General features: G+C 65.3%; 23 protein-coding genes and 1 tRNA gene. 13 read left to right on the forward strand and 11 right to left on the reverse strand.

What is annotated here, in order from left to right; genetic code table 11:
• Window positions 1-34 precede the first annotated feature (34 nt).
• From Q9316_RS18455 to Q9316_RS18495, 9 genes are read right to left on the reverse strand one after another with little or no spacing between them, the layout of a single operon-like run.
• Window positions 35-787 carry a glycosyltransferase family 2 protein gene (locus Q9316_RS18455; RefSeq protein ID WP_306033018.1) on the reverse strand — a complete coding sequence of 251 codons (753 nt, stop codon included), beginning with the start codon at window positions 785-787 and terminating at the stop codon, window positions 35-37.
• Window positions 784-3270: a hypothetical protein gene (locus tag Q9316_RS18460; protein ID WP_306033019.1), complete on the reverse strand. Its 2487-nt coding sequence runs from the start codon at window positions 3268-3270 to the stop codon at window positions 784-786. Before Q9316_RS18460 ends, Q9316_RS18455 begins: the two co-directional genes overlap by 4 nt.
• The gene (locus Q9316_RS18465; RefSeq protein WP_306033020.1) at window positions 3267-4634 is read right to left on the reverse strand and encodes a capsular polysaccharide export protein, LipB/KpsS family; all 1368 of its coding nucleotides are present in this window, start codon (window positions 4632-4634) and stop codon (window positions 3267-3269) included. Before Q9316_RS18465 ends, Q9316_RS18460 begins: the two co-directional genes overlap by 4 nt.
• Window positions 4631-6016 carry a surface carbohydrate biosynthesis protein gene (locus Q9316_RS18470; protein ID WP_306033021.1) on the reverse strand — a complete coding sequence of 462 codons (1386 nt, stop codon included), beginning with the start codon at window positions 6014-6016 and terminating at the stop codon, window positions 4631-4633. The genes Q9316_RS18465 and Q9316_RS18470 overlap by 4 nt, the downstream gene beginning before the upstream one ends.
• Window positions 6000-7292 (reverse strand): hypothetical protein, encoded by a 1293-nt coding sequence (locus tag Q9316_RS18475; RefSeq protein ID WP_306033022.1) that lies wholly within the window; start codon window positions 7290-7292, stop codon window positions 6000-6002. The genes Q9316_RS18470 and Q9316_RS18475 overlap by 17 nt, the downstream gene beginning before the upstream one ends.
• A gap of 33 nt (window positions 7293-7325) precedes the next feature.
• Window positions 7326-8849: a lipopolysaccharide biosynthesis protein gene (locus Q9316_RS18480; RefSeq protein ID WP_306033023.1), complete on the reverse strand. Its 1524-nt coding sequence runs from the start codon at window positions 8847-8849 to the stop codon at window positions 7326-7328.
• Entirely contained in the window at window positions 8849-11095 is a 2247-nt protein-coding gene (locus tag Q9316_RS18485) for an N-acetylneuraminate synthase family protein (protein ID WP_306033024.1), read from the reverse strand. Before Q9316_RS18485 ends, Q9316_RS18480 begins: the two co-directional genes overlap by 1 nt.
• On the reverse strand, window positions 11092-11769 hold the full coding sequence (locus tag Q9316_RS18490) for an acylneuraminate cytidylyltransferase family protein (RefSeq protein ID WP_306033025.1): 678 nt from the start codon (window positions 11767-11769) through the stop codon (window positions 11092-11094). Before Q9316_RS18490 ends, Q9316_RS18485 begins: the two co-directional genes overlap by 4 nt.
• The gene (locus Q9316_RS18495) at window positions 11766-12722 is read right to left on the reverse strand and encodes a UDP-glucuronic acid decarboxylase family protein (RefSeq protein ID WP_306033026.1); all 957 of its coding nucleotides are present in this window, start codon (window positions 12720-12722) and stop codon (window positions 11766-11768) included. The genes Q9316_RS18490 and Q9316_RS18495 overlap by 4 nt, the downstream gene beginning before the upstream one ends.
• Before the next feature lie 366 nt (window positions 12723-13088).
• Between Q9316_RS18495 and Q9316_RS18500 the strand changes: the two genes are divergently transcribed.
• Complete coding sequence (locus tag Q9316_RS18500) at window positions 13089-14009, forward strand: NAD-dependent epimerase/dehydratase family protein (protein ID WP_306033027.1); 921 nt, start codon at window positions 13089-13091, stop codon at window positions 14007-14009.
• Between the two features lie 37 nt (window positions 14010-14046).
• On the opposite strand, the gene Q9316_RS18505 is transcribed toward Q9316_RS18500, so the two are convergent.
• Window positions 14047-14136, reverse strand: a tRNA-Ser gene (locus Q9316_RS18505).
• 345 nt (window positions 14137-14481) lie between these two features.
• Between Q9316_RS18505 and rplU the strand changes: the two genes are divergently transcribed.
• From rplU to Q9316_RS18525, 4 genes are all read left to right on the forward strand, one after another.
• A complete protein-coding gene (gene rplU, locus Q9316_RS18510; protein ID WP_306033028.1) occupies window positions 14482-14853 on the forward strand; it encodes a 50S ribosomal protein L21 in 372 nt (123 codons plus the stop codon).
• Between the two features lie 25 nt (window positions 14854-14878).
• Window positions 14879-15148 (forward strand): 50S ribosomal protein L27, encoded by a 270-nt coding sequence (gene rpmA, locus Q9316_RS18515; protein ID WP_306033029.1) that lies wholly within the window; start codon window positions 14879-14881, stop codon window positions 15146-15148.
• Between the two features lie 127 nt (window positions 15149-15275).
• Window positions 15276-15908, forward strand: coding sequence for a GNAT family N-acetyltransferase (locus Q9316_RS18520; RefSeq protein ID WP_306033030.1), 633 nt, complete (start codon window positions 15276-15278; stop codon window positions 15906-15908).
• Window positions 15905-16495 (forward strand): GNAT family N-acetyltransferase, encoded by a 591-nt coding sequence (locus Q9316_RS18525; protein ID WP_306033031.1) that lies wholly within the window; start codon window positions 15905-15907, stop codon window positions 16493-16495. The genes Q9316_RS18520 and Q9316_RS18525 overlap by 4 nt, the downstream gene beginning before the upstream one ends.
• A 40-nt stretch (window positions 16496-16535) precedes the next feature.
• Here Q9316_RS18525 and Q9316_RS18530 read toward each other — a convergent pair whose 3' ends face one another.
• Window positions 16536-17396 carry an endonuclease/exonuclease/phosphatase family protein gene (locus Q9316_RS18530; protein WP_306033032.1) on the reverse strand — a complete coding sequence of 287 codons (861 nt, stop codon included), beginning with the start codon at window positions 17394-17396 and terminating at the stop codon, window positions 16536-16538.
• A gap of 85 nt (window positions 17397-17481) precedes the next feature.
• Here Q9316_RS18530 and obgE point away from each other — a divergent pair, with 85 nt between their 5' ends.
• The 8 genes from obgE (at window position 17482) to Q9316_RS18570 (ending at window position 25560) form a co-directional block, all read left to right on the forward strand.
• Entirely contained in the window at window positions 17482-18492 is a 1011-nt protein-coding gene (gene obgE, locus Q9316_RS18535; protein WP_306033033.1) for a GTPase ObgE, read from the forward strand.
• A gap of 1 nt (window position 18493) precedes the next feature.
• Complete coding sequence (gene proB / locus Q9316_RS18540) at window positions 18494-19663, forward strand: glutamate 5-kinase (protein WP_306033034.1); 1170 nt, start codon at window positions 18494-18496, stop codon at window positions 19661-19663.
• Entirely contained in the window at window positions 19656-20933 is a 1278-nt protein-coding gene (locus Q9316_RS18545) for a glutamate-5-semialdehyde dehydrogenase (RefSeq protein WP_306033035.1), read from the forward strand. Before proB ends, Q9316_RS18545 begins: the two co-directional genes overlap by 8 nt.
• 40 nt (window positions 20934-20973) lie before the next feature.
• A complete protein-coding gene (locus Q9316_RS18550) occupies window positions 20974-21582 on the forward strand; it encodes a nicotinate-nucleotide adenylyltransferase (protein WP_306035356.1) in 609 nt (202 codons plus the stop codon).
• Window positions 21583-21663: 81 nt separating this feature from the next.
• A complete protein-coding gene (gene rsfS / locus Q9316_RS18555; protein ID WP_306033036.1) occupies window positions 21664-22095 on the forward strand; it encodes a ribosome silencing factor in 432 nt (143 codons plus the stop codon).
• 76 nt (window positions 22096-22171) lie between these two features.
• Complete coding sequence (rlmH, locus tag Q9316_RS18560; RefSeq protein ID WP_306033037.1) at window positions 22172-22654, forward strand: 23S rRNA (pseudouridine(1915)-N(3))-methyltransferase RlmH; 483 nt, start codon at window positions 22172-22174, stop codon at window positions 22652-22654.
• Between the two features lie 160 nt (window positions 22655-22814).
• Complete coding sequence (locus tag Q9316_RS18565; protein WP_306033038.1) at window positions 22815-24248, forward strand: murein hydrolase activator EnvC family protein; 1434 nt, start codon at window positions 22815-22817, stop codon at window positions 24246-24248.
• Window positions 24238-25560, forward strand: coding sequence for a S41 family peptidase (locus Q9316_RS18570; protein ID WP_306033039.1), 1323 nt, complete (start codon window positions 24238-24240; stop codon window positions 25558-25560). Before Q9316_RS18565 ends, Q9316_RS18570 begins: the two co-directional genes overlap by 11 nt.
• Window positions 25561-25566 lie beyond the last annotated feature (6 nt).

Raw genomic sequence — 25566 nt, forward strand, 5'->3', positions numbered from 1 at the left:
CGACCATCGGCCACAGAGCGGCAGTCGTCTTAACCTAAAACTTCCTGTATTTCCACCAAGCGTGCCACGCATAGCCGGCAAAAGCGGCGGCGGCCGGAACGAGGCCCAGCCCCTCGATCTCGCGGTATGTCTTCCATACCATCTGCATCGAGCGCCATTTGTTGCGCGATACCGACTGGCCGAGCACACGGTAGCGCATCAGGTCCTCGTTGAAGCCGTGCGCGACCTGGCCGCGCTTCAAGAGCCCCAGCCAGAGGACGAAATCATCATAGTAGGTCTTCGTCATCTGGAAAGGACCCGTCCTCTCACGGTCGATCAGCACCGTCGAGGTCGCGATCGCCGTATTGCCGAGGAGCCTGCGATACGTCATCTCGGCCGGAACCTCGATCAAGCGGCCCGGCGTGCCGCCCTCGGCGGCGATGCGGCGGAAGGCCGTGAAACTGAAGGCCGAGGACTTTTCGCGCATGAAGGCAAGCTGGCGTTCGAGCTTTTCGGGAAGCCAGAGATCGTCGCTGTCGAGAAAGGCGATATACCGGCCGGATGCATGATCGAGGGCTTTCTGGCGCGCCATGGCCGGGCCGGCATTGGCCTGCCGGATGAGTTTCACACGCGGATCGGCTGCCGCGTGTTCGGCGACCACTTTCCACGTATCGTCAGGGGAGCCGTCCTCGACGATCAGCATCTCCCAGTTCCCGTAGCTTTGCGCCTGCACGGAACGGATGGTCTCGGCGACATAGGGCGCAGCCTTGTAGGCCGGGGTCACGATGGAAACGAGGTCGCGGGTCATTTGCATTCGAGCTCAGCGATGTAGCTGTCCTGATAAACATGGTGGACGGGGAAGTTCCGGTCGAGGTTCGTGACCAGTGTCGAGGGCAGCGGCCCATGGACGGGAAAATAGCGAAGCTCCTCCGGGTCACCCAGCCAGTCCACCGTCGTCCGGTCGATAATGATGAGAAACTGCTGCCCAATAGCAACCTTCAGCGCCGTCGCCAACTGGGCATCGTAGGACGGCACCAGGCGATTGTCGTAGCCGAAAGCGTCGAGCACAGCCTTGCCGCTTTCTCGTGGCACCCAGCGGCGAGCGACGGCGTAGCTGTAGATGCCCGATTCCCCTGCTTCCAGCATCGCCATCAGCTTCCCGCAAACCTGCGGATCCGGCCTGTCCGACACCATGGCGCCCAGGAGCCCCGCAAGCTTTTCACGGGCCGAGACGTCGATCGTGTCGAGATTGGAGCTGACCAGGAAGGGCGAGAGCCCCGTGCGGGCGCGCAGGAACGTCATGGTCTTCGGCGAGGAGACCAGGACCTCGGTGCCGTCGGCATGATCGGCCACGAATCTCGCCAGCGCGAGGTCACTCTCATCGAAGGAGGCAAGCGCGCCGCGGGATGGCGGTGTCTGGCGCTGGAAGGCATAGGACTTGAAATAGGCGTTCGACGTGGCGACCTCGGCGGTCACTGCGAGCACGAGGACGACGGCGGTTCGCCACCCACCTTGGGCGGGGCTTCCCCAGCGCAGGAACGGCAAGGCCGCCAGAAGCACGCCGAGCGCCGCGAAGACGGGAAGCGCACGTCCAAGATAGGGCTGCACGCCGTCAGGTGCGCCGAGATGGACCACGATGACCACGGCAACGGCGTAGAAGGCAAGAAGAAGCGCGAACGGGCGGGAGCCATCGGCCCCGAGCCGCGTCGAAAGGAAGATATTGGCAAGCGCGGCGCTGGCAAGCAGCGTCACGAGGAAGCCGGCGCGGTGGATGAAGGGAAAGCCCGTCAGTACAAGAATCACGAGGCCGAAGACGACCAGCATCTGGGCGAGGGTATGCCGCTCGGCGTCCTTGTCCAGGAAACCCCACCGGCGCCGGAACGCGGGAAGCGAAAGGAGGACCATATAGGCGGTCGCCGCCCCTACGATCAGCGGCGAAGCCATGCGGGCAAGCTCGAACAGCGCGACGCGCGAACCCGCGCCGGGCGCAAGGTCGCCATTGACGGCGACCACCGAAAGGCTCTTGCCCGCGAGCGGCACCAGAATGAGATCGAACAACTGCCACAGGCCGAAGGCGTCTGCCTGGCTTTCCGGCAGGAGAAGGATACGCGCGCCCATGGCAACGGCGATCGCCACGACCACCAGGAACAGGCCACGCAGAAGCCGGCGGACTTTCTTACCCCCGACCTCCTGGAGATAGAGGAGACACCAGTAGGCGCCGACCGACGCGCCGCCAAGCACGACATAGAGCAGGGCGCCCCGGTGGAGGGACAGCGCCACGGCGGCAAGGAGGACGATGGCGGCGAGCAGGCCATGGCGACAGCCCGATATCAGAATGCCGCCGAGGAGCACCACCACCACCGCAGAAAGGCCCACCCACTCAAGCGGCATCTTCAGCAAGGCAAGACCCATGACGATACCCACCGCAAGGGCGGGCAGGCGCAGGAGGGCGGCTTTTCCAGCGCCGCCGGCGCACGGATCACCGGTCAGCAGCAGCGAAAGGAGCGTAATCGTGGCAAGCTCGGCGATCCCACCGTTCGTCGGATTGGAGAAGGCGGATTGCGCGAGAACGAGCGCAAAGGCGACGATCGCCGCCCGACTTTGCGGCAGGATGCGGGAGAAGAAGGCATAGAGCACGCCAGCCTGCAACGGCGCCATGGCGAGCGGCCAGACCCATTCCGCATCGAGGGGATCGGCCCCGGTCAGGCGCAGGACGAGGCCGAGTTCGAGCTGCTGGAACGGGATGTAGGACGAGGCGACGAACGGGTTGAGGGTGAGCGTGCGCGCGAACTCGAAGGCCCCGCCATGAAACTGGATGCGCTGGAAGAGGTCCATTACCGGATAATCGGAATAGATCGAAATGGCGGATCCGTAGCGCAGGGCAACGAGCAGGCCGGCAATGGCGACGACAAGCAGCAGCGGCGGGACCGCTTCGCGCGGAACGGCGAAGAGCGCGCGCATGCGCAGCCAGCCGGCAAGGGCGGCAAGCCACAGTCCCGCCATCAGCACGCCCGGCCGCGGCGGATCGGCCAGAAAACGCTCGCACGCGACGAAAAGCAGGATGAACAGGAAGAGGCCGGCGAAATAGGCAAGGAGAAGCGCCTGAAGCGCGGTCAGGTCCGCCGGCCGGCGGCCGGTCAGGCCGTAGAGCGCGGCAAGGCCGAGCCCGGTCGGCAGCAGGAGGAGGCTCGGCGCTGTCAGGAGCGTCGCCACCAACGACGGCATCGGCCAGACGACCGGCAGGACGCCGGCTAGGAGCAGAAGCGCGATGATGGCGAGCGGGCGGTTCACCCTGTTGCGTTCCTCACGTTTTGGGCGTCAAGCACGCCGAGCAGCGAAGCGGCGAATTCGGCGACGTTTTCTTCCCGCACGTCGTAGAGCTCGCCGGGCACGCTCGCCGACCAGACATCCTGAAGGAAACGGTTCACATCCTCTTCCACGGGCAATGCGGCGCCGGCAAGGCGGGTTGGAAGCTCCCGCAGGGCATCGACCACCGTCACGAGCCCGCTGTCGCGATAGAAGGAATCGCCGAGCGCCAGCACCGGCCGGCGATAGAGCAGTGCTTCCGCGCCCGCCTTGGAATTGACCGTGACGACGGCTTCCGCCTGGCGCAGCACCGCGTGGTTATTGATGCCGGGCGAGAGCAGGACGAGATTGTCGTGGCGGCGCATCAGCTCGGCCATACGGCCGGCCGGCAGCGCGCCGATCAGCGCGGGATGCTCCTTGATGACCACCTTGCGGCCGACCGGCGCCACCCGGCAGAGGAAATCGATGAGCGAGAGCTGGTCGAGATATTCGGGCGAGCGGATGGTCAGGGCGAAATCGGCGGGAACGTGCAGGGGATAGTAGAGGAACGGGCTTTCGGCCGGGATCTGCGCATAGAACTTGCGCAGCTTCGCGGCGTTCATCGTCATGCGCACATGCCGGCGGACATGGCCGCCGATATGCTGGAACTCCTCCTGCTGCTTCAGCACATATTTCTGGACCAGCTTTTCCACCAGCCGCCGCCAGTTCTTGGGGTCGGTGAGCTTGCGCATGGCGCCGCGGTAGTGCAGCGCGTCCTTGACCGGGATGACAACGGTCTGGCTGTCGCGGATGCGGTTGAGCACCGCCAGCACCTCGGCGCCCGCGCCTTCCGCGCCGCGCCCGATGCGCGGGGCGGAAAAGCTGTCGCGCGTCAGGAAGAAGCGTCCCTTGAAGAACGACGGCTCGATGAAATAGTTGGAAACGCCGTGGCGCTGCGCGGCGAAATAGGCGGCAAGGACCGAGGTGAAGCCGCCGAGCTCCTGCACCACGACGATCCTGCGTCCCTCACCGGCCAGCGTCTCGAACACCTTCTCCATCGCGGCGAGATGCCGGCGGAACTTCGAAAGCAGCGCCTGCGTGTCGCGGATCTCGTAGGCGGCCTTCTCGTGGGCGATCAGCAGCGCCGGGTTGTCGACGCCATAGGCCTCGAACGACGGCAGCTCGCCCCCGTCGGAAAGCTCGAAGGGATTGAACACCCGGTGCCCGGCCTTCCGGAGCTCGTTCGCCGAGCCCTCGTGGAAGCAGACATGCACCACGTCCCTGCCGGCCGCGCGGACGAGCGGCTCGAGGGCGGCGAAGAATGCGGACTGATTGCCGGCAAGGCTGACGAAGACGACCGTATCGCTCATGCGGGAAGAATCTCGATTGTGCTGAGCGCCATGCCGGTCAGCCTGTTGCGCGCCGGCCGGGCGCGATAGCGGGGACCGTCAGAGGCCCGTGCGTAGAAATCGAGCAGGGATTGCACATCCTCCGGCTGGATGTCCTTTCCCTTGCGCGAGGCCGCGAACCTGCCCCGCAGCGCGCCGACAAGGCGGCTGCCGAACGCGACGGACGCCACTCCCTGTAAAGCCTGCCCGGCGGAAGGGGACGCCCGCCCCCCGCGTATCGCATGGGAGAGGCTGGCGCGCGGCGCGCCGGCGGCAAGCGCCGCCAGCGTGGATGCGACCCGCTCCGCCGCCGCCCCGTCCGCACGATGGAACCACGGCTCGATCTCGGCGAAGGCCGCGTCGTGGTCGAACGTCGTCCTGCCCTCGACGAGCCCCTGCACCGTCTCCACCAGCTCCTGGCGCGAGCGGGGCTTGAGGCTGAGACGCGAGGGCAGCGGCGTGTGGTCGAGAAGCAGGTCCGTGTTGAGATATTCCAGCGAGACCGGCACTTTCCTCTGCAGGAGCGCGTCGACGGACGTGCCGCAATTGAGATGGACGACGCATTTCGCCTCGTGGATCATGTTGAGCACGTCGCCGCTTCCGTCCACCTCGATATTGGCGATGCCGGCGAACCGGCGCTGGTAGCGCTCCAGGTTCTCGAAGGGGTGGGGACGCACGATGAGGGGCTGCTGCGGCATGGCCCGCGCCATGGCCTCGATCTCGTCCAGGTAGCGCGGAAAGACGTCCTCAAGCTCCCGGAACCACTGCGAGATATAGGCGTCCGGCCAGCCGAGCGACCGGAAGATCTGCTTTTCCGCTTCGCTGGAGCGCGTGAAGGCGGGATTTATGGCGGAGAAGTTCGTGTTCACCAGCACGAAGCCCGAGCGCCGGTAGGCAAGGGCGGCATTCCACGGCGGCGCGCACAGGTCGTAGCGCGGACATCCCGTGAGATGGAGCTGTTCTGGGCGAAATCCGCCGTTTTCCAGAAAGGCCTTTCGGACGGCATCGCCCCAGAAGAAATAATGGTCGACCAGAGCGGAAAGACCCGCGTCGCGCAGCGAGGCCGCCCAGGTGTTCGGCTCGCGCAGCCCCTTGCGCGAGAGGATGCCGCCTTCCGTATCCATCACCGCGACGCGGATACCGAGATCCCGGTAGGACCGCGCAAGCTCCTCGTTGCTCTGGCGGATATAGTTCAGCAGCACGAAATCCGGCGCGAGCAGCGGAATGTCGTATCCCTGGGCATACATCGGGACGACGCTCGCGCGGCAGCCCTTGCGGGCAAGCTGGTAGGCGGTCAGGACGACGCCGCGCAGGTCTCGCTTCGGATTGTCGACGACCAGCGCGACGCTATTGGGCTGCGGCATGGTTCTTTCCAATCGCGTTCAGCACATAGCGCTCGACCTCCTTCGAGCACGAGCGGTCGGCCGGTATATGGAAGATGCCGCGGATGACGGCATATCGCTCTTCCACGGACGCGGTCGTCTCCAAGTCGCCCCGCGCCGCCTCGTCGAGGAGCGCGTCGAACGCCTCCGGCCCGCGCGGGAAATCGATGACCTTCGCCGCGACCGGATCGGCCGGATCGAACATGAGTTCCTCGGAAGGCCGCATGGCATCGCCCCAATAGGGCACTGCCGTCCGTCCCTTGCAGAACTGCGCCTCCAGCACGGAAAGCGAGTTGAACCCGACGACAAGGCGCGCGCGCGGCAGGAGAGACGTCAGCGGAACCTGGTGGTCGACCTCCACGAAGCGCTCCAGCGGCCCGGCCGCGCCGCGGATCTCGTCGCTGTCGGCAATGTTCTTGGCCTTGACGACGAACCGCACGCCGGAGCCGGCATGACGCTGCGCCGCCTCGAGGAACAGACGCAGGACCTCCTTGAAGGAGTTCGGCGCACGATAATCGGGGTCGCGGTAGCTGAGCAGGACGATCGTGTCGCGCTTGACGCTCTCGACGTCGATATCGCGCCAGATATCGAGCCGCGGTGGCCCCGTGACGACGATCTGGTCTTCCGTGCAAGCGCCGCTTTCGATGAAGATCTGGCGCGTCGCGTCGCCGAAGAGCGCGATGGAGTCGCCCTCGTAGCGGAAGCCCGTATAGTATTCGCGCACCGTGCGCTGCTCGATCGGAAGGCACATGTGCTCGCGGCAGAGACCGAGGAAAGGGATGCCGTGGCGCTTCGCGCCGAGCCGTGCGCCTTCCGCCTGCCAGTAGTCGATATGCGACGTCATGAACGCATCGACGGGCGTGCGGGCGCGAAGCGCCTGGACGAGTTCATCGCCGAAGGCATCGAGCCGGCTCCAGGCACGCGCGTAGCGGTCGCCGCGGAACTTCTGGTACTTGGTCTGGAAGCGCATTTCGGGCGGGCACCAGGCGCTTTGCACATGGCCGAGAAACTCGTTGTTGATATAGACCCAGTTCAGGTCCGTTCTCTTCCTGAGTTCGATGAGATCCTTGCTGAAGAGGGGCCGCGTCAGCGCCACGACCGTGGGCCGGCCCGGCACATAGTCGCCGAAATCCGCGCGCCCGACGATGAACCGCGCGGCAAAGCGCGGACCCGCCAGGCGGCAGGCGGTCGAAAGGGCGGTGATCTTCAGCTTCTCGACGAACCGACGCACGCGGGCGTCCCAAGGCAGTTCCTGCATGCGTCTTTCCCGATTCAAGGGCCTGTCAGCGTTTCACGACCGCAGCCGGCCAAGGCTTCGTTTCAAAAACTCTTCGTTCGTCCGGCGCAAATCTGGGGGGACGGCGAGAAAATAGACGCCCGCTCCGATGAGAAGCGCGACGAATGCAGCCTGTGCGACGAGCACAAGCAACCCATCGACCGGAGCGATAGACCGAATCCCCAGGCTCAACAAGAATGCAAATACCGCAACGAGCAGGAATCTGGCCGCAAATCCGCCCCAGACCACGAGGTTCACCTCGTATTCCCGCGCCTGAAGACGCCAGTAGGCGGATATGGTCAAAGCCTGCGAGACGACGAGCGCGAGGACGAAGGCGCGCCAGTTGAGCCAGGGATAAAGCCCGACCGCAAGCACGAAATAGACGACCGTCGTCACCATGGACAACCGGTTGATTGCGGCCGCCGCCGAGCGGCGCGACAGCAGCATGGTCGAGCCGATGCCGATCGTGGCGACGAGGACCGGCCAGACGAGCGCGACCTGGAGATAGAGGGCAAGCTCGGGATCGGTGATGCCGAGCCAGTAGCGCAGCACATCCGCGCTGAAGATCATGACGGTAACGGACAGCATCGCCACCAGACCCACGACCAGCGTCGTGCCCTCTTCGACGACGCGACGCGCCGACGCCCGGTCACCGAGCGCGTCGGCGCGCGCCGCAAACGGCAGCAGCGCTCCGTTGAACATGCCGCTCACCGTCTTCAGCACCTTCGGGATGCGCATGACGATCTCATAGCTGCCGACGGTCGCGACGGTGGAGAAGATGCCGAGCACGATGGACGGTCCGAAATTGAGCAGCATGGAGAAGAACTTGCCGGAGAAGAGCTGGAACGCATGCGAGAGGAAAGCTGCGTTGCCCGACCAGATGCCCCGCGCCCCGAAGGACACGCCCCTGCCGCCACCGAAAAGCACGAGGCCGACGTAGAGCGCGCTCCTGGCATTCCAGATCCAGACATAGGCGAGCGCCGCATCGACGCTCGTCGTGTCATAGGCGACGAGCATGACGGCGACGACGGCGAGATAGCCGAGATTGCTCAGCACCTCGACGGAGCGCACCAGGGCGAACCGCTCGCTGCCCTCGAAGGCGCCCCGCAGGACGCTGCCCATAAGCTGCAGCGGCAGCGACAGCGCGCTGACTACGACGAGCTGCTCCAGGGCCGGGCGGCCCTCCTCCGCCGAATGGAAGACGAGGTCGACGATGCTGCCGGCGAAAAGCCACAGCACGGCGGCTGCGACCGCGCCGATGGCCGCGGCCATCAGGCTGGCGGCCGAGACCCGGCGGGCGATCTGCGTCAGGTCGCCGGTCGCGCGCGCCGCCGCGACGGCCCGCGCCGTCACCTCGGGAAAGCCCGCCTCGAGCAGGCCGAGAACGCCGCTCGGCAGCAGCAGCCGCGCCAGGATGATGAGGCCGTAGCCATCGAGGCCGTAACCGCGCACGAGCACGGTGACGGCGACGAGCGACAGGATCGTGTTTATGCCGAAAGCCGAAATGTTGTAGTAGGTGTTTCGCGCGAGCGAACCCATCAGAACCACGTTTCGAGACGGTCGAGGGCGATCCAGAAGCCCTCGCCCTCATTCTTGTGCCCCTGCCAAATCTCCGGGATGAAGGACGCCTTCGGCGCCCTGCGCCGCAGGACATCCGCCACCATGCCGAAATCCATGCTGCCCTCGCCGATCTGCAGGCCCTCGCCGTCCACGCCTTCCGCGTCGACGATGTGGAGATGGGCCGAATAGCCGGCGACCTCTTCCAGGAAATCCTTGAAGGAGAGGCCGAGATGGCTGCACGACAGCTGGGAATGCGAGACGTCGAGGCAGATGCGATGGCCGTGCTTCTCGCAGAAGGCCTTGATGTCGTCGGCGCTGACGAAGAGGTTGTGGTAGCGCTGGCCGCCGAAATGCCACGGGTAGGGCGGCATGGTCTGCGGAATGATCTCCACGCCCGCGCTGTCGACCTGCGACAGGCTCTGCGCGATCAAGTCGTAAAGCCCGCCGTGCTGCTCCCTCGGAATGAACCCGTCGAGGCTGAAGCCGCCGGCATTGATGATGATCGGCGGACGCGTCGCGCGAGAGAAATAGCGGGCGAGGCGGCGGGTGACGTCCACGACGCGCTGGAGCTCGCGGATCGAATGCTCGCGGTAGGCGGGGTCCGGCGATGAGAGATCCATGATGTGGTCGCCGGCGAAGAGTTCCGGGCTGTGCACGACGAGATCGAGGTCGTAGGTGCCGGAGAAGTACTTCTCCAGCGGCTCGTCGAGGTCCTTGTAGCTGAGATGGAACTCGAGCATGTCGAAATTCGAGGCGGCGGCCATCCTGCCCATGTCGTGATAGCGCACGGGGATGCCGAACGGCCGGTCGAACCGGTAGTTCCGCGCCGAAACCGCGGCCGCGTCCACGTCGGACGGGAAGAAGAAATCACCCGCCTTGAAATCGCGCCGCGCGGCGCGGCCGATGAGCTCGCGCTTGCGGTAGGGTGTCAGGCCCTTGCCGGGGCTGCGCGTCTCGATCATCTCCTCGGCGATGGTCTCGCCGCGCTGGAGATCGCGATTGATGACGAGGCTCTTGCCCAGGACCTCGCGGTTCATCATCTCGCCCTGCGTGACACGGCGGGTCTCCTTGGCGCCCAGCGCCTCCTCGACCTCGCGGATGCCCTGCACCATCGCCTTGAACTCGTCCGGCAGCAGGCTGACGCGGTGGTCGTTGCCCTCCATGTTGCGGTCGAGCGTGAAATGCTTCTCGACGACGCGCGCGCCCTTGGCGACGGCCGCGATGGCCACCGCGATGCCGCGCTCATGCCCGGAATAGCCGACCGGGCAATCGCCGATGCGCTTCAGGCGGTCGATATAGTTGAGGTGGATATCCTTGAACGGCGCCGGATAGGTCGAATTGCAGTGCAGCAGCACATATTTCGCATTGAGGCGCCGCAGGACGCGCACCGCCTCGACGATCTCGCCCTCGTTCGACATGCCCGTCGAGCAGATCAGCGGCTTGCCGGTGCGCGCCATCGCCTCCAGCAATTCGTGATTGGTAAGATCCGCCGAGGCGAGCTTGAACGCCGGCATGCCGTAGCGGTCGAGGCGTTCCAGGCTCTCCCGGTCCCACGGCGTGCAAAGCGGCATGATGCCCTTCTGCTTGCAGTAGTCGAAGACCTTGAACATGTCGTCCGAGGAAAGCTGGAAGCGGGAGAGCAGGTCGAGCGTATATTGCGCGCCGAGATCCTCGCTGGAATCGGTGGGATTGCCCTCGTTGCGGTAGAGCGCCGCCATGTCGCGCAGCTGGAACTTCGCGCAGTCAGCGCCCGTCCCGATCGCCTCGTCCACCATGCGGTAGGCGAGCTCGATGCTGCCATTGTGGTTGTTGCCGATCTCGGCGATGACGAAGGCGGGCTGGTCGTCGGCGATCACGAAATCGCCGATGCGCATCTGCGCCGGCTCGCGCTTGGCGATGGCGACGAGATGATGGTGCTTGTCGATCAGCGGGATGACCTGGATGCGCTCGCTGAAGGTCGCCTCGATCTCCTCGTGCGAGGCATCGAACGGCAGGCTGGTGAACTGCTTGTTGCTGACGAGGTTGACCGCCACGTCGAGGTTCACCTGGTGGGCCTCGGTCAGCCAGCGCCGGATGTCGCCGTCCGTCAGCACGCCTTCCAGCTTGCCCGCCTCGGAGACGGAGAAGACGACGCGGCTCTTGTTCTCGTTGATGCGCCGGAGCGCGCTGACGAGCGAGTCTTCGCAATAGACGATGTATTTCGAAAGGTTTCTTTCGATAATCATGAAGCACCTGCCATCAAGGCGGAAACGATCTGGAAGTCTGCCAGGCTGTCGATCTCCCAGCTTTCCTCCTCGGTCATCACAAACATGGCAATTTTGCCGCCAAGGCGATTCTTTTCCTGGCGGAAGAGCTGGGTGTTGGTGATGTAGATAGACCCCGTCTCGCGATACCAGCGGTCCTCGGGGCGAATATCCTGCCGGCGCGGCCGGTTTCGGAAGTCGTAGAGCGCTTCCGGCGTGGCCGGATCGCGCCAGAAGAAATGGTGGTTCTCGCAGACGGAAAGCAGGCTGTCCGCCCCTTCGCTCTCGAACGCCGCGATCGCCGCCTTCACCGCGCCCGGCTTGCGGAAGGGCGAGGTCGGCTGCAGGAGGATGATGGCGTCGAAGCGCTGCCCTTTTTCTTCGTAATGGTCGAGCGCATGGAGCAGCACCGGCTCGGTCGCCATCGTGTCGGTGGCGAGCGCGGCCGGGCGCAGGAACGGAACCTCGGCGCCGTGGGCGTTCGCCACGCCCGCGATCTCCTCGCTGTCGGTCGACACCACGACCGTCACGCCTTCGATGCCGAGCGCGGCCTCGATGCTCCAGGCGATCAGCGGCTTGCCGGCGATGTCGCGGATGTTCTTGCCCGGCACGCCCTTCGAGCCGCCGCGCGCCGGAATGATGGCGAGATAGGTCATGCAAGCGTCCTGAAATAATCGATCGTCTTTGCCAGGCCGTCGCGCAGCGCGATCTGCGGCTGCCAGCCGAGCAGGGCCCGGGCCTTCTCGATATCGGGCCGCCGCTGGGTAGGATCGTCGGAAGGAAGGGGAAGCGAGCAGACGGTCGTCGCGGAGCCGGAGATCTCCGTGACGAGATCGGCAAGCTCGCGAATGGTGAATTCGTCCGGATTGCCGAGATTGACCGGGCCGGTGACGTTATCGTCGGACGCCATCAGCCGCACGAAGCCCTCGATCAAGTCGTCGACATAACAGAAGGAGCGCGTCTGGCTGCCGTCGCCATAGATGGTAAGCGCCTCGCCACGCAGCGCCTGCACCACGAAATTCGAGACGACGCGCCCGTCGTTGGGATGCATGCGCGGACCATAGGTGTTGAAGATGCGCGCCACCTTGATGCGGACGCCATGCATGCGGTGATAGTCGAAGAACAGCGTCTCTGCAGCCCGCTTGCCCTCGTCATAGCAGGAGCGGATGCCGACCGGATTGACATGGCCCCAATAGCTCTCGACCTGCGGATGCACCTCGGGATCGCCATAGACCTCGCTGGTCGAGGCCTGAAAGATCTTCGCCCCCGTCCGCTTCGCAAGTCCCAGCATGTTCAGCGCGCCGAGCACGCTGGTCTTCATCGTATAGACGGGGTCGCGCTGGTAGTGGACCGGCGAGGCCGGACAGGCGAGATTGTAGATCTCGTCGATCTCCACCGTCAGCGGCTCGGACACGTCGTGGCGCAGCACCTCGAAATGGGGGTGGGCGAGCAGGTGACGAATGTTGTCGCGCGTGCCGGAATAGAAGCTGTCGACGCAAAGCACCTCGGCGCCGTCCGAAAGAAGCCGCTCGCAAAGATGGGAACCGAGAAAACCCGCCCCACCCGTGACGAGGACCCGCTTGCGATTTGCGACACGATTTCGGTTCATGGAATCCGCTCACCCGGCCATTAGGGCAATTCCCACCGGAGCCGTAGCAACCTGCATCGGGAATTGCATGAAACAAAGAGATGAAGCATCTTCGCATTTCGGGGGGAAAGCGGCAGAGGCTCCGGCAAACACGCGGCCGCTCGTCCGAAATCCCCGGGGCAAGGGGCGCCGCCCGCTCCGGCATGGTCAGGAAACGGGCATCAAGGCAAACGTCCAAGCCCCGCTGATAAGCGCAGCGTGCCCTTTTGTCCACTCCGGCGCGCCCGCCCCGCCAGTTCGGCGGGCCTTCGGCGCCGCACGGCGCGTTCCCTTCGGCGGGCAGCTTTGCTAAAGCAGGCGCGCAAAAGGCGGGCGAAGGAGAAAAGCATGCTGGTCGTGACGGGCGCCTCGGGCTTCATTGGATCGCATCTGACCAAGACCCTCCGGCTGGCCGGGCGGCCGCTCATCCTCTCCGCCAGAAGCCCGATCCCCGCCTTTCCCGACCACGGCTTCGTTCCGGCGAGCCGGCTTGCCGAAAGCGACGTGGAGGCCGACTGCATCATCCACCTCGCCGGCCGCGCGCATGTCCTGCGCGAGGCGAGCGATAATCCGGCCGCCGCCTTCCGCGCCGCCAACACCGACTACCCGCTCGCTCTCGCCCGCGCCTTCGCGCGCAAGGGAACGCGCCGCTTCATCTTCCTCTCGTCGGTCGGCGTGCTGGGCAACGAGACCGCGCCCGGCCATCCCTTCACCCATGAAAGCCGGCCCGCGCCGCACAATGCCTATGCCCTGTCCAAGCTGGAGGCGGAGGAAGGCTTGAAGGCGATCGCCGCCGAGACCGGCATGGAGGTGGTGATCATCCGCCCGCCGCTCGTCTACGGCGCCGGCGCCAAGGGAAATTTCGCCAGCCTTGTCGGCTGGCTGGAAAAAGGCATCCCCCTCCCCCTCGGCGCCATCCACAACCGGCGCAGCCTGGTCGGCATCGACAATCTCGTCGATATCGTCCTGACGACGATCGACCACCCCGCCGCCGCCAACCGGACCTTCCTCGTCTCCGACGGCGAGGACCTCTCGACGACCGAGCTCCTGCGCCGCACCGCCGCCGCCATGGGCCGCCCGGCAAGGCTCCTGCCCGTCCCCGCTGCCTTGCTCGAGGGCACCGCAAGGCTTCTGGGCAAGGCGACGCTCGCCCAGCGCCTGCTCTCCTCACTGGAACTCGAGACAAGCTTCACCCGCCAAACTCTGACCTGGCGCCCGCCCCTGACGGTAACCGAAGGCCTCGCCCGCGCCGTCGGCGCGCGCGCCTGAAAGGCGGCAATAGCGGGAGTTCGGGTTTAGGAAATAATGGCGGAGAGGGTGGGATTTGAACCCACGATACCCTTGCAGGTATGCCGCATTTCGAGTGCGGTGCATTCGACCACTCTGCCACCTCTCCGCATAGTCGGTCGGCGCCCTTAAGCGCGGGGCGGTACATAGCGGGTGTCGGACGGGCTTGCAAGAGGGCAAGCCGGCGGAATATGCATCTAATTGCAACGGTGACGGAAATCCCCTTGACAGTTCCCAGGGGCTCGCCTATTGCGCAAGGTGCAGTGGCATAGGTCCATCCCGTGCCGCGACGCAGGTTCTTTGTGCCGCTTATCCCTGGCTTTTGCAAGCCTGGTGCGCTGGACGGAACCGATTGAGCCGGCGATGCGCCAATGCATCGTCATTTTATCGACTGACAAAAAGACGGCCGTGTCCTCCGGGGCAAAGAGCCGGCACGAACATGAAAGGATATAAAATGTTCGCAGTCATCAAGACCGGCGGTAAGCAGTACCGCGTGGCCGCCAATGACGTCCTGACGATCGAAAAGCTGTCGGGCGACGCTGGCGCGAAGATCGAATTCACCGAAGTGCTGATGGTCGGCGTCGGCGCCGATGCGACGATCGGTGCGCCCTTCGTCGAAGGCGCCATCGTCACCGCGGAAGTCGTCGAGCATGGCCGCGCCAAGAAGGTCATCGCCTTCAAGAAGCGTCGTCGCCAGAACTCGAAGCGTTCGCGCGGCCATCGTCAGCACAACACGACCGTCCGCATTCTCGACATCGCCGCCGCCGGCAAGGCAAAGAAGGCTTCCAAGAAGTCTGAAGCCGCTGCCGAAGCTGCAGCCGAATAATCCGGACAGGTAAAGGAGAACTCCCATGGCACACAAAAAAGCTGGCGGCTCCTCGCGCAACGGTCGCGATTCCGAGTCCAAGCGCCTTGGCGTGAAGAAGTTTGGCGGCGAAGCCGTCCTCGCAGGCAACATCATCGTCCGTCAGCGCGGCACGCAGTGGCATCCCGGTGCCAATGTCGGCCTCGGCAAGGATCACACGATCTTCGCCCTTACAGCTGGCAATGTGAATTTCCGTACGAAGGCCAACGGTCGCATTTACGTGTCTGTAGCCCCGAAAGCGGAAGCAGCGGAATAAGCCGGTAGCGCTCTAAAACAGCCGGCGTCTCATCGACCCGGCTGACGCTACAGGTTTCAGGCCTGAAGAAAAAAGGGAGATGGGGCAAGACCTTATCTCTCTTTTTTCGTTCTGGAGGACTGAAACCATGCAAACCGAATTGTTGAGGGAAGACCAATCACGGTCTCCCAAGGAAAGGCTGAGGCCTGACCGGCCAAGGACCGATTGCCCGATCTTGCTGTCACCGCGGCTCGTCATGAGAGCCCCGCACGAAGACGACATCGACGCCCTTGCCCATCTCGCCAACAACGCCAACATCGCCAACATGGTCGCCCGCATGCCCCACCCCTACACGGTGGCGGATGCCGCCGATTTCGTGCGACGCACACGCGCCGGCGCGATTGGCAAGTGCGTCTATGCCATTACGAAAGCCGACAACGGCGCCTTCCTCGGCTGCTGCGGGATCGAGCCGCACGAGGACGGACGCACGGTCGAGCTCGGTTACTGGCTGGGCGAGCCCTACTGGAACCAGGGCTATGTCACCGAGGCGGCCCACGCGCTGATCGACATGGTCTTCCGCACCCGCGACGTCGAGCAGATCGATGCGCGCTGCCGGGTCATGAACATTCCCTCGCGCCGGGTCATCCAGAAGTGCGGCTTCCAGTTCCAGGCAACCGGCATGGTGCAGAGCCTTGCCGTCGGCGGCATGGTGCCTGTCGAATGGTACAGGCTCGACCGCAAGACCTGGGTTTCGCTGAAGAGCTGGGGAGGCATGCGATGAACGCCATGCAGACCCCGATGGAACGCGAGCACGTCGTTGGACCCGGGCCCTGCCCGACCATCCCGACAGCGCGCCTCGTGCTGCGCCCGCACCGCATGTCCGATGCCGACGCCATCGCCCAGTCGCTGGGCGATTTCGAGGTCTCGCGCATGCTGGCGCGGGTGCCCGCGCCCTATGACCGGCAAGATGCGGCCGAATGGCTTGCCGTAGCCACCAGCGATCTTGCCGAGGACTGGGCCTTCGCCATCACCGCCGGGGACGACGTGCATATCGGCTGCGTCGCCTTCGAGCGGCGCGGCGGCGCATGGCACCTCGGCTACTGGCTGAACCGCTTCTACTGGCGGCGCGGCTATATGAGCGAGGCGGTGCATGCGGCGCTGGCGCGTTTCCTGATGCGCATGCCGGGAACGGAAGTCCATTCCGGCATCTTTGCCGACAACCTCGCCTCGCTGAAAGTGCAGGAAAAGGCGGGCTTCCGCGTCACCGGATGCAGCGACCTGTTCTGCGTGGCGCGCGGGGCGATGGTTCCCCATATCGAGACGCGGCTGGAGCCGGGCGATTTCCGCCCGGCGGCGCCCCGGCGGTAAGCGACAGACGGGGCGGAGAAATCCGCCCCGCCTTCCCTCGTCAGGAAAGCTCGAACCAGGCAGGCATATGGTCGGAGCCGAAGGCGGTCTCGTCGATCCAGGCATCCTTCAGCCGCTCCACCAGGCCATGGCTGAGGAAACAATAGTCGAGGAAGAGGCGGTCGGCATGGTTCTTCGGGTTGATCCAGCTGAAGCTCGCGGCATGGCGCTTGCCGAGGCCGGCGATCGCGTCCACCGGGTTGGTCGCGCGGATCTGCCGTCCGTAGAGCGCATCCACGCCGCCGACCATTTCGCAATATTCCGGCGATTCAGGCACCATGTTGAAATCGCCCATCAGCACGTAATCCTCCGGCGCCGGCGGTTCGGCGAGGCCGAATTCGTGCGCGCCGGAAATCGCCCCGCCCTCCACGCCGTAAAGCCGGGCACGGTCCTTGAGATAGCGGATCTGCGCGATGCGCTCGTCGCGGTGGACATGGTCGAGATGGACGGAATAGACGCGGATCGGCCCGCCCGGCGTCGCGATGACCGCCTCCGTCGCCCCGCGCTGCAGGTTCAGCTTGTCGAGGGTTCGCGTGCGCGGCAATGGGATAAGGCGGGTAGACAAGATGGGCCAGCGCGAGAAGATCATGTTGCCGAACTGAAAGCGGCGGTTGACCACGCGGCCCTTCTCGATGGCCGAGCCAGCATCGAGGTCGCAGGCCGGCCAGAAGACGGAATAATGGTTGGCGAGCAGGGTCTGCAATTCCGCGACCATGTCCACATTGCCGTTGCGGTGGAAGTTGCGGGTCACTTCCTGCAGCGCGATGATATCGGCACCGTGGATCGAGGAGACGATGCGCGGCAGGTCGAACTGGTCATCGAGACCGATGCCATACTGGACGTTGTAGCTGACGAATTTCACGATAGTCTTTGACCTCTGCGGGAAGCGGCTATATCGAAGACGGCAAAATGACCATGACGATCAGAGTAAAGCGAACGGCGAGCCGATGAAGTTCCTGGACGAAGCAAAAGTCTATATCCGGTCCGGTGACGGTGGGGCAGGGGCTGTCTCGTTCCGCCGCGAAAAATTCGTCGAATTCGGCGGGCCCGACGGCGGCGACGGCGGGCGCGGCGGCGATGTCTGGGTGGAGGCCGTCAACGGCCTCAACACGCTGATCGACTTCCGCTTCCAGCAGCATTTCAAGGCCTCGACCGGCACGCACGGCATGGGCCGCAACCGCACCGGCGCGAACGGCGCCAGCGTGACGCTGAAGGTGCCGGTCGGCACGCAGATCTTCGAGGAAGACAACGAGACGCTGATCGTCGACATGGTGACGGAAGGCCAGCGCTTCAAGCTGGCCGCCGGCGGCAATGGCGGCTTCGGCAACGCGCATTTCAAGACCTCGACCAACCAGGCGCCGAACTGGGCCAATCCGGGCCTCGAAGGCGACGAGAAGACCATCTGGCTGCGGCTGAAGCTGATCGCCGATGCCGGCCTCGTCGGCCTGCCGAATGCCGGCAAATCGACCTTCCTTGCAACCTGCACCCGCGCCCGGCCGAAGATCGCCAACTATCCCTTCACCACGCTGCACCCGAACCTCGGCGTCGCGACGATCGACGGGGCGGAATTCATCCTCGCCGACATTCCGGGCCTCATCGAGGGCGCGCATGACGGCATCGGGCTCGGCGACCGCTTCCTCGGCCATGTCGAGCGCACCCGCGTGCTGCTGCACCTCGTCTCCGCGCAGGAGGAGGACGTCGCCAAGGCTTACAAGACGGTGAAGCGTGAGCTGGAAGCCTACGGCGGCGGCATCACCGACAAGCCGGAGATCGTCGCGCTGTCGCAGATCGACGTGCTCGACGAGGAGGAGTTGAAGAAGAAGTCCAAGGCGCTGGCGAAGGCCTGCGGCCAGACGCCGCTGCAACTTTCCGCCGTCGCCAATGTCGGCATGACCGGCACGCTGCGCGCGCTGCGCGACATCATCGTCCAAGCGAAATACACCGGATCCGACGACTGAGATGACGAAACACCGCAAACCGCTCGGAAAATACCGCCGGATTGTGATCAAGATCGGCTCGGCGCTGCTCGTCGACCGGGCGAGCGGGCTCAAGAAGGCCTGGCTCGACGCCATGTGCAGCGACATCGCGGCGCTTCGGGCCGGCGGCACCGAAGTGCTCGTCGTCTCCTCCGGCGCCATCGCGCTCGGCCGCTCCGTGCTGAAGGTACCCTCGGGCGCGCTGAAGCTGGAGGAAAGCCAGGCGGCAGCGGCCGTGGGCCAGATCGCGCTTGCCCGCGCCTGGTCGGAAAGCCTTTCGGCGGACGGCATCGTCGCCGGCCAGATCCTGCTGACGCTTGGCGACACGGAAGAGCGCCGCCGCTATCTCAACGCCCGCGCCACGATCAACCAGTTGCTGAAGCTCGGCGCGGTGCCGATCATCAACGAGAACGACACGGTCGCGACGACGGAAATCCGCTACGGCGACAACGACCGGCTGGCCGCCCGCGTCGCCACCATGACGGGCGCCGACCTGCTGGTCCTGCTGTCCGATATCGACGGGCTCTATACCGCCCCGCCGCATCTCGATCCCGAGGCACGCTTCCTCGAAACGATCGACGCGATCACGCCGGAGATCGAGGCCATGGCGGGCGGAGCGGCCTCGGAACTGTCGCGCGGCGGCATGCGCACCAAGATCGATGCCGGCAAGATCGCGACGGCCGCCGGCTGCGCCATGATCATCGCCTCCGGCAAGGTCGACCATCCGCTGCGCGCCGTCGAGGACGGCGCCCGTTCCTCCTGGTTCGCGCCGTCGGGGTCGCCGGTAACGGCCCGCAAGACATGGATCGCCGGGCAGTTGCAGCCGGCCGGCCGGCTGGAGATCGATGCCGGCGCGGAAACGGCGCTGACCTCGGGCAAAAGCCTGCTGCCCGCCGGCGTGCGCGGCGTCTGGGGCACCTTTTCGCGCGGTGATACCGTGTCGATCTACGGCGCCAATGGCCGCGAGATCGCCCGTGGCCTTGCCGGCTACGATGCCGACGAGGCGCGGCTGATCGTCGGCAAGAAATCGGCGGATATCGCTGCCATCCTCGGCTATGCCGGCCGCGCGGCGATGGTGCACCGGGACGATCTCGTGGTGACCGGCCTTGCGGCATCGGCCGCGGAGGCAGGGAAGGATTTGAGCCATGCTTGACCAGGTGAAGACCGACATCGACAGCCTGATGGCCGAAATCGGCCGCAATGCCCGCGCCGCCGCCCGCCCGCTCGCCATCGCCGCGGCGGAGCAGAAGAACAGCGCGCTCGAAGCCATGGCCGCCGAAATCTTCGCCAACCGTGACGCCATTCTCGCCGCCAATGCCATCGACCTTGCCAATGCGAGGCAAAGCGGCGTCGCCGCCTCCTTCATCGACCGGCTGACGCTGACGCCGGAGCGCATCGAGGGCATCGCCGCGGCGATCCGCGATATCGCTGATCTTAAGGATCCGGTGGGCGACGTCATCGCCGAATGGGACAGGCCGAACGGCCTGCACATCGAGCGCGTGCGCACGCCGCTCGGCGTCATCGGCGTGATCTACGAGAGCCGCCCGAACGTGACGGCGGATGCGGGCGCGCTGTGCCTGAAGGCCGGCAATGCCGTGATCCTGCGCGGCGGTTCGGACAGCGCGAATTCATCGCAGGCTATCCATTCCTGCCTCGTCGCCGGCCTCAAGGCGGCGGGCCTTCCAGAGCATGCGATCCAATATGTGCCGGTGACCGACCGCGCCGCGGTCGGCGCCATGCTGTCCGGCCTTGGCGGCACCATCGACGTCATCGTGCCGCGCGGCGGCAAGAGCCTCGTCGCCCGCGTGCAGAGCGAAGCGCGCGTGCCGGTCTTCGCCCATCTCGAAGGGCTCTGCCATATCTACGTGGACAAATCCGCCGATCTCGACATGGCGAGGAAGATCGCCGTCAACGCGAAGATGCGCCGCACCGGCATCTGCGGCTCGATGGAGACGCTGCTGATCGACCGCGCCGCGGCCGAAAGCCATCTGGCGCCGCTGGTCGAGGGCTTGCTCGCCGCCGGCTGCGAAGTGCGCGCGACCGACGAAATCCGCGCCCGCATTCCAGGCCTCGTCGCGGCAACGGAAACGGACTGGTCGACGGAATATCTCGACGCCATCCTGTCGGTCTCGCTGGTCGATGGCATTTCCGGCGCCATCGGACACATCAACCGCTGGTCCTCCGCCCATACGGAAGCCGTCGTCGCCGAGGATCCGGCCGTGGTCGAGCGCTTCTTCACCGAGATCGATTCGGCGATCCTGCTGCACAACGCCTCCACGCAATTCGCCGATGGCGGCGAGTTCGGCATGGGCGGCGAGATCGGCATCGCGACGGGCAAGATGCATGCGCGCGGCCCCGTCGGCGTCGAGCAGCTCACCTCCTTCAAATACCGGGTGCGCGGCACCGGACAGGTGCGGCCCTGAAGTGACGGCAGCGGACGGGATCGCAGAACGCTATCTGAGGATGCCGCATGTCGAGAAGGGCATGGCGGTGGGCCTGTTCGGCGGTTCCTTCAACCCGCCGCACGAGGGCCACGCGCTCGTCGCGGAAATCGCCCTGCGCCGCCTCGGCCTCGACCAGCTCTGGTGGATGGTGACGCCGGGCAACCCGCTGAAGAGCCACCGGGAGCTTGCGCCGCTCGCAGAGCGCATCCGTCTCAGCGAGGCGCTGGCGCCCGGCCCGCGCGTCAAAGTCACCGCCTTCGAGAAGCGGCTCGGCCAGAGCTATACGGCAAAGACGCTGGAGCGCGTGCAGGCGCTGAACCGCGGCGTCAACTTCGTCTGGATCATGGGCGCGGACAATCTGCGCACCTTCCACAAATGGCAGAACTGGCAGAAGATCGCCTGCACCTTCCCCATCGCCGTCATCGATCGGCCGGGTTCGACGCTCTCCTACCTCTCCTCGCGCATGGCCAAGACCTTCGACTATGCCCGGGTCGACGAGGAGGACGCGATGTCGCTGCCGGGCCGCCCCGCACCGGCCTGGACCTTCATCCACGGGCCGCGTTCTCCGCTCAGTTCCACGGCGCTGCGCACGGGCGCAACCCTAGAGAAAACCATCCCTCAGAAGTGACGTCTTGAAACTGGTACCCATTGGTGCCTACATTTAGTAGGTGCCGGCGCGTTTAGCCGGTACGGGACGTGCTGTTTTGTTATGCGGAAAGGAACGAACCTGACAACAATGCACGCAAAGGGAAACGTCATCGGCGTTTTCTCCAAGAGCGCGGGACGGGGCGACGATGCCGCCGACCGGGCCCTTCAACTGGTCCTCGCAAGCCTCGAGGACTCGAAGGCAGAAGATATCGTCACTATCGACATTGCCGGTAAATCGGCGCTGGGCGACTACATGGTGGTCGTGTCCGGACGCTCCAGCCGTCATGTCATGGCGATTGCCGATCACCTCATCTCCGATCTCAAGGACGAAGGCCTGGGCAATGCCCGCGTCGAGGGCCTGGAGGCGGGCGACTGGGTGCTGATCGACACGGGCGATATCATCATCCATGTGTTCCGGCCGGAAATCCGGGAGTTCTACAACATCGAACGGATGTGGGCGGCTCCCGAGATCGAAGACGGTACGGTTCACTGAACGAATGCCGGGCACCTGTCCGGCGAGGCAAGGCGAGCGCGGCTTGAGCGCTCCCGAAACGGACAGGGCTTGGGCGATGCGGGTTGGACTTTTCGCGGTTGGACGGCTGAAGGCCGGCCCTGAGAAGGAACTTGCGGCCCGCTACCTGGACCGTTTCGCCAAGGCCGGTCCCGCCATCGGCCTGGAACTCGGAAAGCTTGCCGAAGTCGGCGAAAGCCGGGCCGGCAATGCCGAGACGCGAAAGCGCGAGGAAGCGGCGATGCTGGAAAAGGCGCTGCCCGACGGCGCCGTGCTGATCCTGCTCGACGAGCGCGGCAAATCGCTCGATTCGCCCGGTTTTGCCGACCTTGTCGCCGGCTTTCGCGATGCCGGCAAGCGCGACCTGATGATCGCCATCGGCGGTGCCGACGGGCTCGATCCCGCGCTCTACGAGCGCGCCAACGCCACGCTCTGCCTTGGAAAGCTCACTTGGCCACACCAGCTCGTGCGCATCCTCCTGGCCGAACAGCTCTACCGCGCCGTGACGATCCTCTCGGGCCATCCCTATCATCGTAGCTAAGCAATCCAGCAAACGGAAATGCTCCAAGCGTCACCGCCGCGCAAGGCTGAAGGCGCAGGATTGCCGAGGCCGTATTTTTGGCGCTGTTTCCTGAGCAACTGATTCCTTGGCGAAATCGCCAAATCAGCATAGAGCGGGAACAACGGACGTTCGGGGAACGATGAGGAAGACCGGCACAGCCAATCCGGGTGATGGTGTCAGCCGCCTGCTGCGGCCGGCCTTGCTCGCGGCTGCGCTGCTGTCCCTGGCGCTCCTTCCCCATCCCCTTGCCGCCGAGCCGAACGAGGCGGCCGTCACGCTGGAAAAGACCGGCTCGCTGCCGAGGGCCGAGCCCGACCCGGCCGCCGCCCTCGCGCTGCGCCGCGACAGCACGCGGCGGGAGCTGGAAGCGCTCTCCCAGACCATCACCGTCTCCGACGAGAAGACGAAGCAGCTCGAAGCCGAGATCGCCAATCTCGAAAAGTCGCGGCAGACCTTGCGCGACGAGATCGTCAAATCGGCCGCTCTGCGCAAGGAGATGGAGGAGAAGATCCTCGCCGGCGAAAAGCGGCTGGAGGGCATGCGCGAGGAGGAGGCGGGCGTACGCGCCTCGCTGCACGAGCGCCGCGGCCTGCTCGCGGAAGTGCTCGCCGCGCTGCAGCGCATGGGCCGAAACCCGCCGCCGGCCCTGCTGGTAACGCCCGAGGACGCCTTGTCCTCCGTACGCAGCGCCATCCTGCTCGGCGCCGTCGTGCCGGGAATCCGCAAGGAAACCGATGCGCTCGTCGACGACCTCGCCTCGCTGATGGACATCAAGAGCGACATCGACCGGGAAAAGACCGAGCTGACCGACATCATGCAGGTGCGCATCGAGGCGGAGAAGCGCACCGAACTCCTGGTCGCCGAGAACGAGGCGCTGGCCGAGACCAACAGCCGGACGCTCGCCGCCGAGCGCCGCCGCGCCGAAGAGCTCGCCGGCCGGGCGACCAGCCTGGAAGGCCTGATCGGCAGCCTCGAGCGCGAGATCGGCTCGGTGCGCGACGCCGCCGCGCTCGCCCGCGCCAAGGAAGAGGAACGGCGCAGCCAGAGCGAGGCAGAGCGCGAGAAGGCGAGGGCGCTCGCGCGCGATTCGATGCCCGACAAAAACCGCATTGCTCCGGCATATGAATTCCAGGAGCTGCAGGCAAAACTCGACTTTCCCGTGGCGGGCGACGTGCTGCGCCAGTTCGGCGAAGCGGACGGCACCGGCCATGATTCGCAGGGGCTGACGCTCGCGGCCAATCCGGGCGCGCTCGTGACGGCACCGTCGGACGGATGGATCGTCTTTGCCGGAACGTTCCGCAGCTACGGACGCATGATCATCCTGAATGCGGGGGAGGGCTACCATCTCGTCCTCGCCGGCATGGACAAGGTGAGCGTGCGGGAGGGTCAGTTCGTCGTGGCGGGAGAACCGCTCGCCGTGATGGGCGAAAAAAGGGTCGTGAGTGTCAACGCTTTGACGCTGGAAACGGACAAGCCGACACTTTACATTGAATTCCGAAAGAACGGAAAACCGGTTGATTCCCGGCCGTGGTGGTCCGCAAAAAATTCTGGAAAGGCACGCAATGATACGTAGGGCTTCACTTGTTATTGTCGGTGCACTCATGGGTGCCACGGCCATGAGCGTCATCAACACGGTAACGCTGCCTGCCGAAGCCGCCGGCTCGTCGACCTATCGCGAGCTTTCCATCTTCGGCGACGTCTTCGAACGCGTGCGCGCGCAATATGTGACGCCGCCGAAGGAAGACCAGCTCATCGAGAATGCCATCAACGGCATGCTCACCTCGCTCGACCCGCATTCCTCCTACATGAATGCGAAGGACGCCGAGGACATGCGCACCCAGACGCGCGGCGAGTTCGGCGGCCTCGGCATCGAGGTCACGATGGAGGACGAGCTCGTCAAGGTCATCACGCCGATCGACGACACGCCGGCCGCCCGCGCGGGCGTCCTTGCCGGCGACTTCATCGCGAAGATCGACGGTGCTGACGTGCGCGGCCTGAAGCTGGAGGAAGCGGTCGAGAAGATGCGCGGCGCGGTCAACACGCCGATCAAGCTGACGCTCATCCGCAAGGGCGCCGACAAGCCGATCGAGCTGACCATCATGCGCGACATCATCGCCGTGAAGGCGGTCAAGTCGCGCGTCGAGGGCGATGTCGGGTATCTGCGCGTCATCTCCTTCACGGAAAAGACCTATGACGACTTGGAAGCCGCGATCACCAAGATCAAGGAAGAGGTTCCGGCCGACAAGCTGAAGGGCTACGTGCTCGACCTGCGCCTCAATCCGGGCGGCTTGCTCGACCAGGCGATCAACGTCTCCGACGCCTTCCTGGAGCGCGGCGAAGTCGTCTCGACCCGCGGGCGCAACGAGGACGAGACGCGCCGCTTCAACGCGACGCCGGGCGACATCGTCGACGGCAAGCCGGTGATCGTCATGGTCAATGGCGGCTCGGCCTCGGCCTCCGAAATCGTCGCCGGCGCGCTGCAGGATCTGCGCCGCGCCACCGTGCTCGGCACGCGGTCCTTCGGCAAGGGCTCGGTGCAGACCATCATCCCGATGGGCGATGCCGGCGCGCTGCGCCTGACCACGGCGCTCTACTACACGCCGTCGGGCAAATCGATCCAGGGCACGGGCATCACGCCTGACATCACGGTCGAACAGCCGCTGCCGGCCGAGCTTCAGGGCAAGCTGGAAGCCGCCGGCGAATCGAACCTGCGCGGCCACATTCAGGGCCAGAGCGAGACGGAATCCGGCTCCGGCTCCTCGGCCTATGTGCCGCCGGAAGCCAAGGACGACCTGCAGCTTCAGTATGCGCTGGAACTGCTGCGCGGCCAGAAGACCGACCCGTCCTTCCCAGCCAATCCGGAAAAGGCCGAACTGAAGAAGTAAACGACC

It is taken from the genome of Shinella zoogloeoides (assembly GCF_030733845.1).
GTDB classification, from domain to species: domain Bacteria; phylum Pseudomonadota; class Alphaproteobacteria; order Rhizobiales; family Rhizobiaceae; genus Shinella; species Shinella zoogloeoides_C.

What these genes read in the sequence shown, in the direction of transcription:
- Q9316_RS18520 (WP_306033030.1), top strand. Translation starts at nt 15,276, where the DNA reads ATGCAAACCGAATTGTTGAGGGAAGACCAATCACGGTCTCCCAAGGAA.
- Q9316_RS18490 (WP_306033025.1), bottom strand. Translation starts at nt 11,769, where the DNA reads ATGACCTATCTCGCCATCATTCCGGCGCGCGGCGGCTCGAAGGGCGTG.
- Q9316_RS18465 (WP_306033020.1), bottom strand. Translation starts at nt 4,634, where the DNA reads ATGAGCGATACGGTCGTCTTCGTCAGCCTTGCCGGCAATCAGTCCGCA.
- obgE (WP_306033033.1), top strand. Translation starts at nt 17,482, where the DNA reads ATGAAGTTCCTGGACGAAGCAAAAGTCTATATCCGGTCCGGTGACGGT.
- Q9316_RS18495 (WP_306033026.1), bottom strand. Translation starts at nt 12,722, where the DNA reads ATGAACCGAAATCGTGTCGCAAATCGCAAGCGGGTCCTCGTCACGGGT.
- rplU (WP_306033028.1), top strand. Translation starts at nt 14,482, where the DNA reads ATGTTCGCAGTCATCAAGACCGGCGGTAAGCAGTACCGCGTGGCCGCC.
- Q9316_RS18565 (WP_306033038.1), top strand. Translation starts at nt 22,815, where the DNA reads ATGAGGAAGACCGGCACAGCCAATCCGGGTGATGGTGTCAGCCGCCTG.
- Q9316_RS18485 (WP_306033024.1), bottom strand. Translation starts at nt 11,095, where the DNA reads ATGATTATCGAAAGAAACCTTTCGAAATACATCGTCTATTGCGAAGAC.
- Q9316_RS18480 (WP_306033023.1), bottom strand. Translation starts at nt 8,849, where the DNA reads ATGGGTTCGCTCGCGCGAAACACCTACTACAACATTTCGGCTTTCGGC.
- Q9316_RS18550 (WP_306035356.1), top strand. Translation starts at nt 20,974, where the DNA reads ATGCCGCATGTCGAGAAGGGCATGGCGGTGGGCCTGTTCGGCGGTTCC.
- Q9316_RS18455 (WP_306033018.1), bottom strand. Translation starts at nt 787, where the DNA reads ATGACCCGCGACCTCGTTTCCATCGTGACCCCGGCCTACAAGGCTGCG.
- Q9316_RS18545 (WP_306033035.1), top strand. Translation starts at nt 19,656, where the DNA reads ATGCTTGACCAGGTGAAGACCGACATCGACAGCCTGATGGCCGAAATC.
- Q9316_RS18570 (WP_306033039.1), top strand. Translation starts at nt 24,238, where the DNA reads ATGATACGTAGGGCTTCACTTGTTATTGTCGGTGCACTCATGGGTGCC.
- Q9316_RS18500 (WP_306033027.1), top strand. Translation starts at nt 13,089, where the DNA reads ATGCTGGTCGTGACGGGCGCCTCGGGCTTCATTGGATCGCATCTGACC.
- proB (WP_306033034.1), top strand. Translation starts at nt 18,494, where the DNA reads ATGACGAAACACCGCAAACCGCTCGGAAAATACCGCCGGATTGTGATC.
- rsfS (WP_306033036.1), top strand. Translation starts at nt 21,664, where the DNA reads ATGCGGAAAGGAACGAACCTGACAACAATGCACGCAAAGGGAAACGTC.
- rlmH (WP_306033037.1), top strand. Translation starts at nt 22,172, where the DNA reads ATGCGGGTTGGACTTTTCGCGGTTGGACGGCTGAAGGCCGGCCCTGAG.
- Q9316_RS18470 (WP_306033021.1), bottom strand. Translation starts at nt 6,016, where the DNA reads ATGCCGCAGCCCAATAGCGTCGCGCTGGTCGTCGACAATCCGAAGCGA.
- Q9316_RS18475 (WP_306033022.1), bottom strand. Translation starts at nt 7,292, where the DNA reads ATGCAGGAACTGCCTTGGGACGCCCGCGTGCGTCGGTTCGTCGAGAAG.
- rpmA (WP_306033029.1), top strand. Translation starts at nt 14,879, where the DNA reads ATGGCACACAAAAAAGCTGGCGGCTCCTCGCGCAACGGTCGCGATTCC.
- Q9316_RS18525 (WP_306033031.1), top strand. Translation starts at nt 15,905, where the DNA reads ATGAACGCCATGCAGACCCCGATGGAACGCGAGCACGTCGTTGGACCC.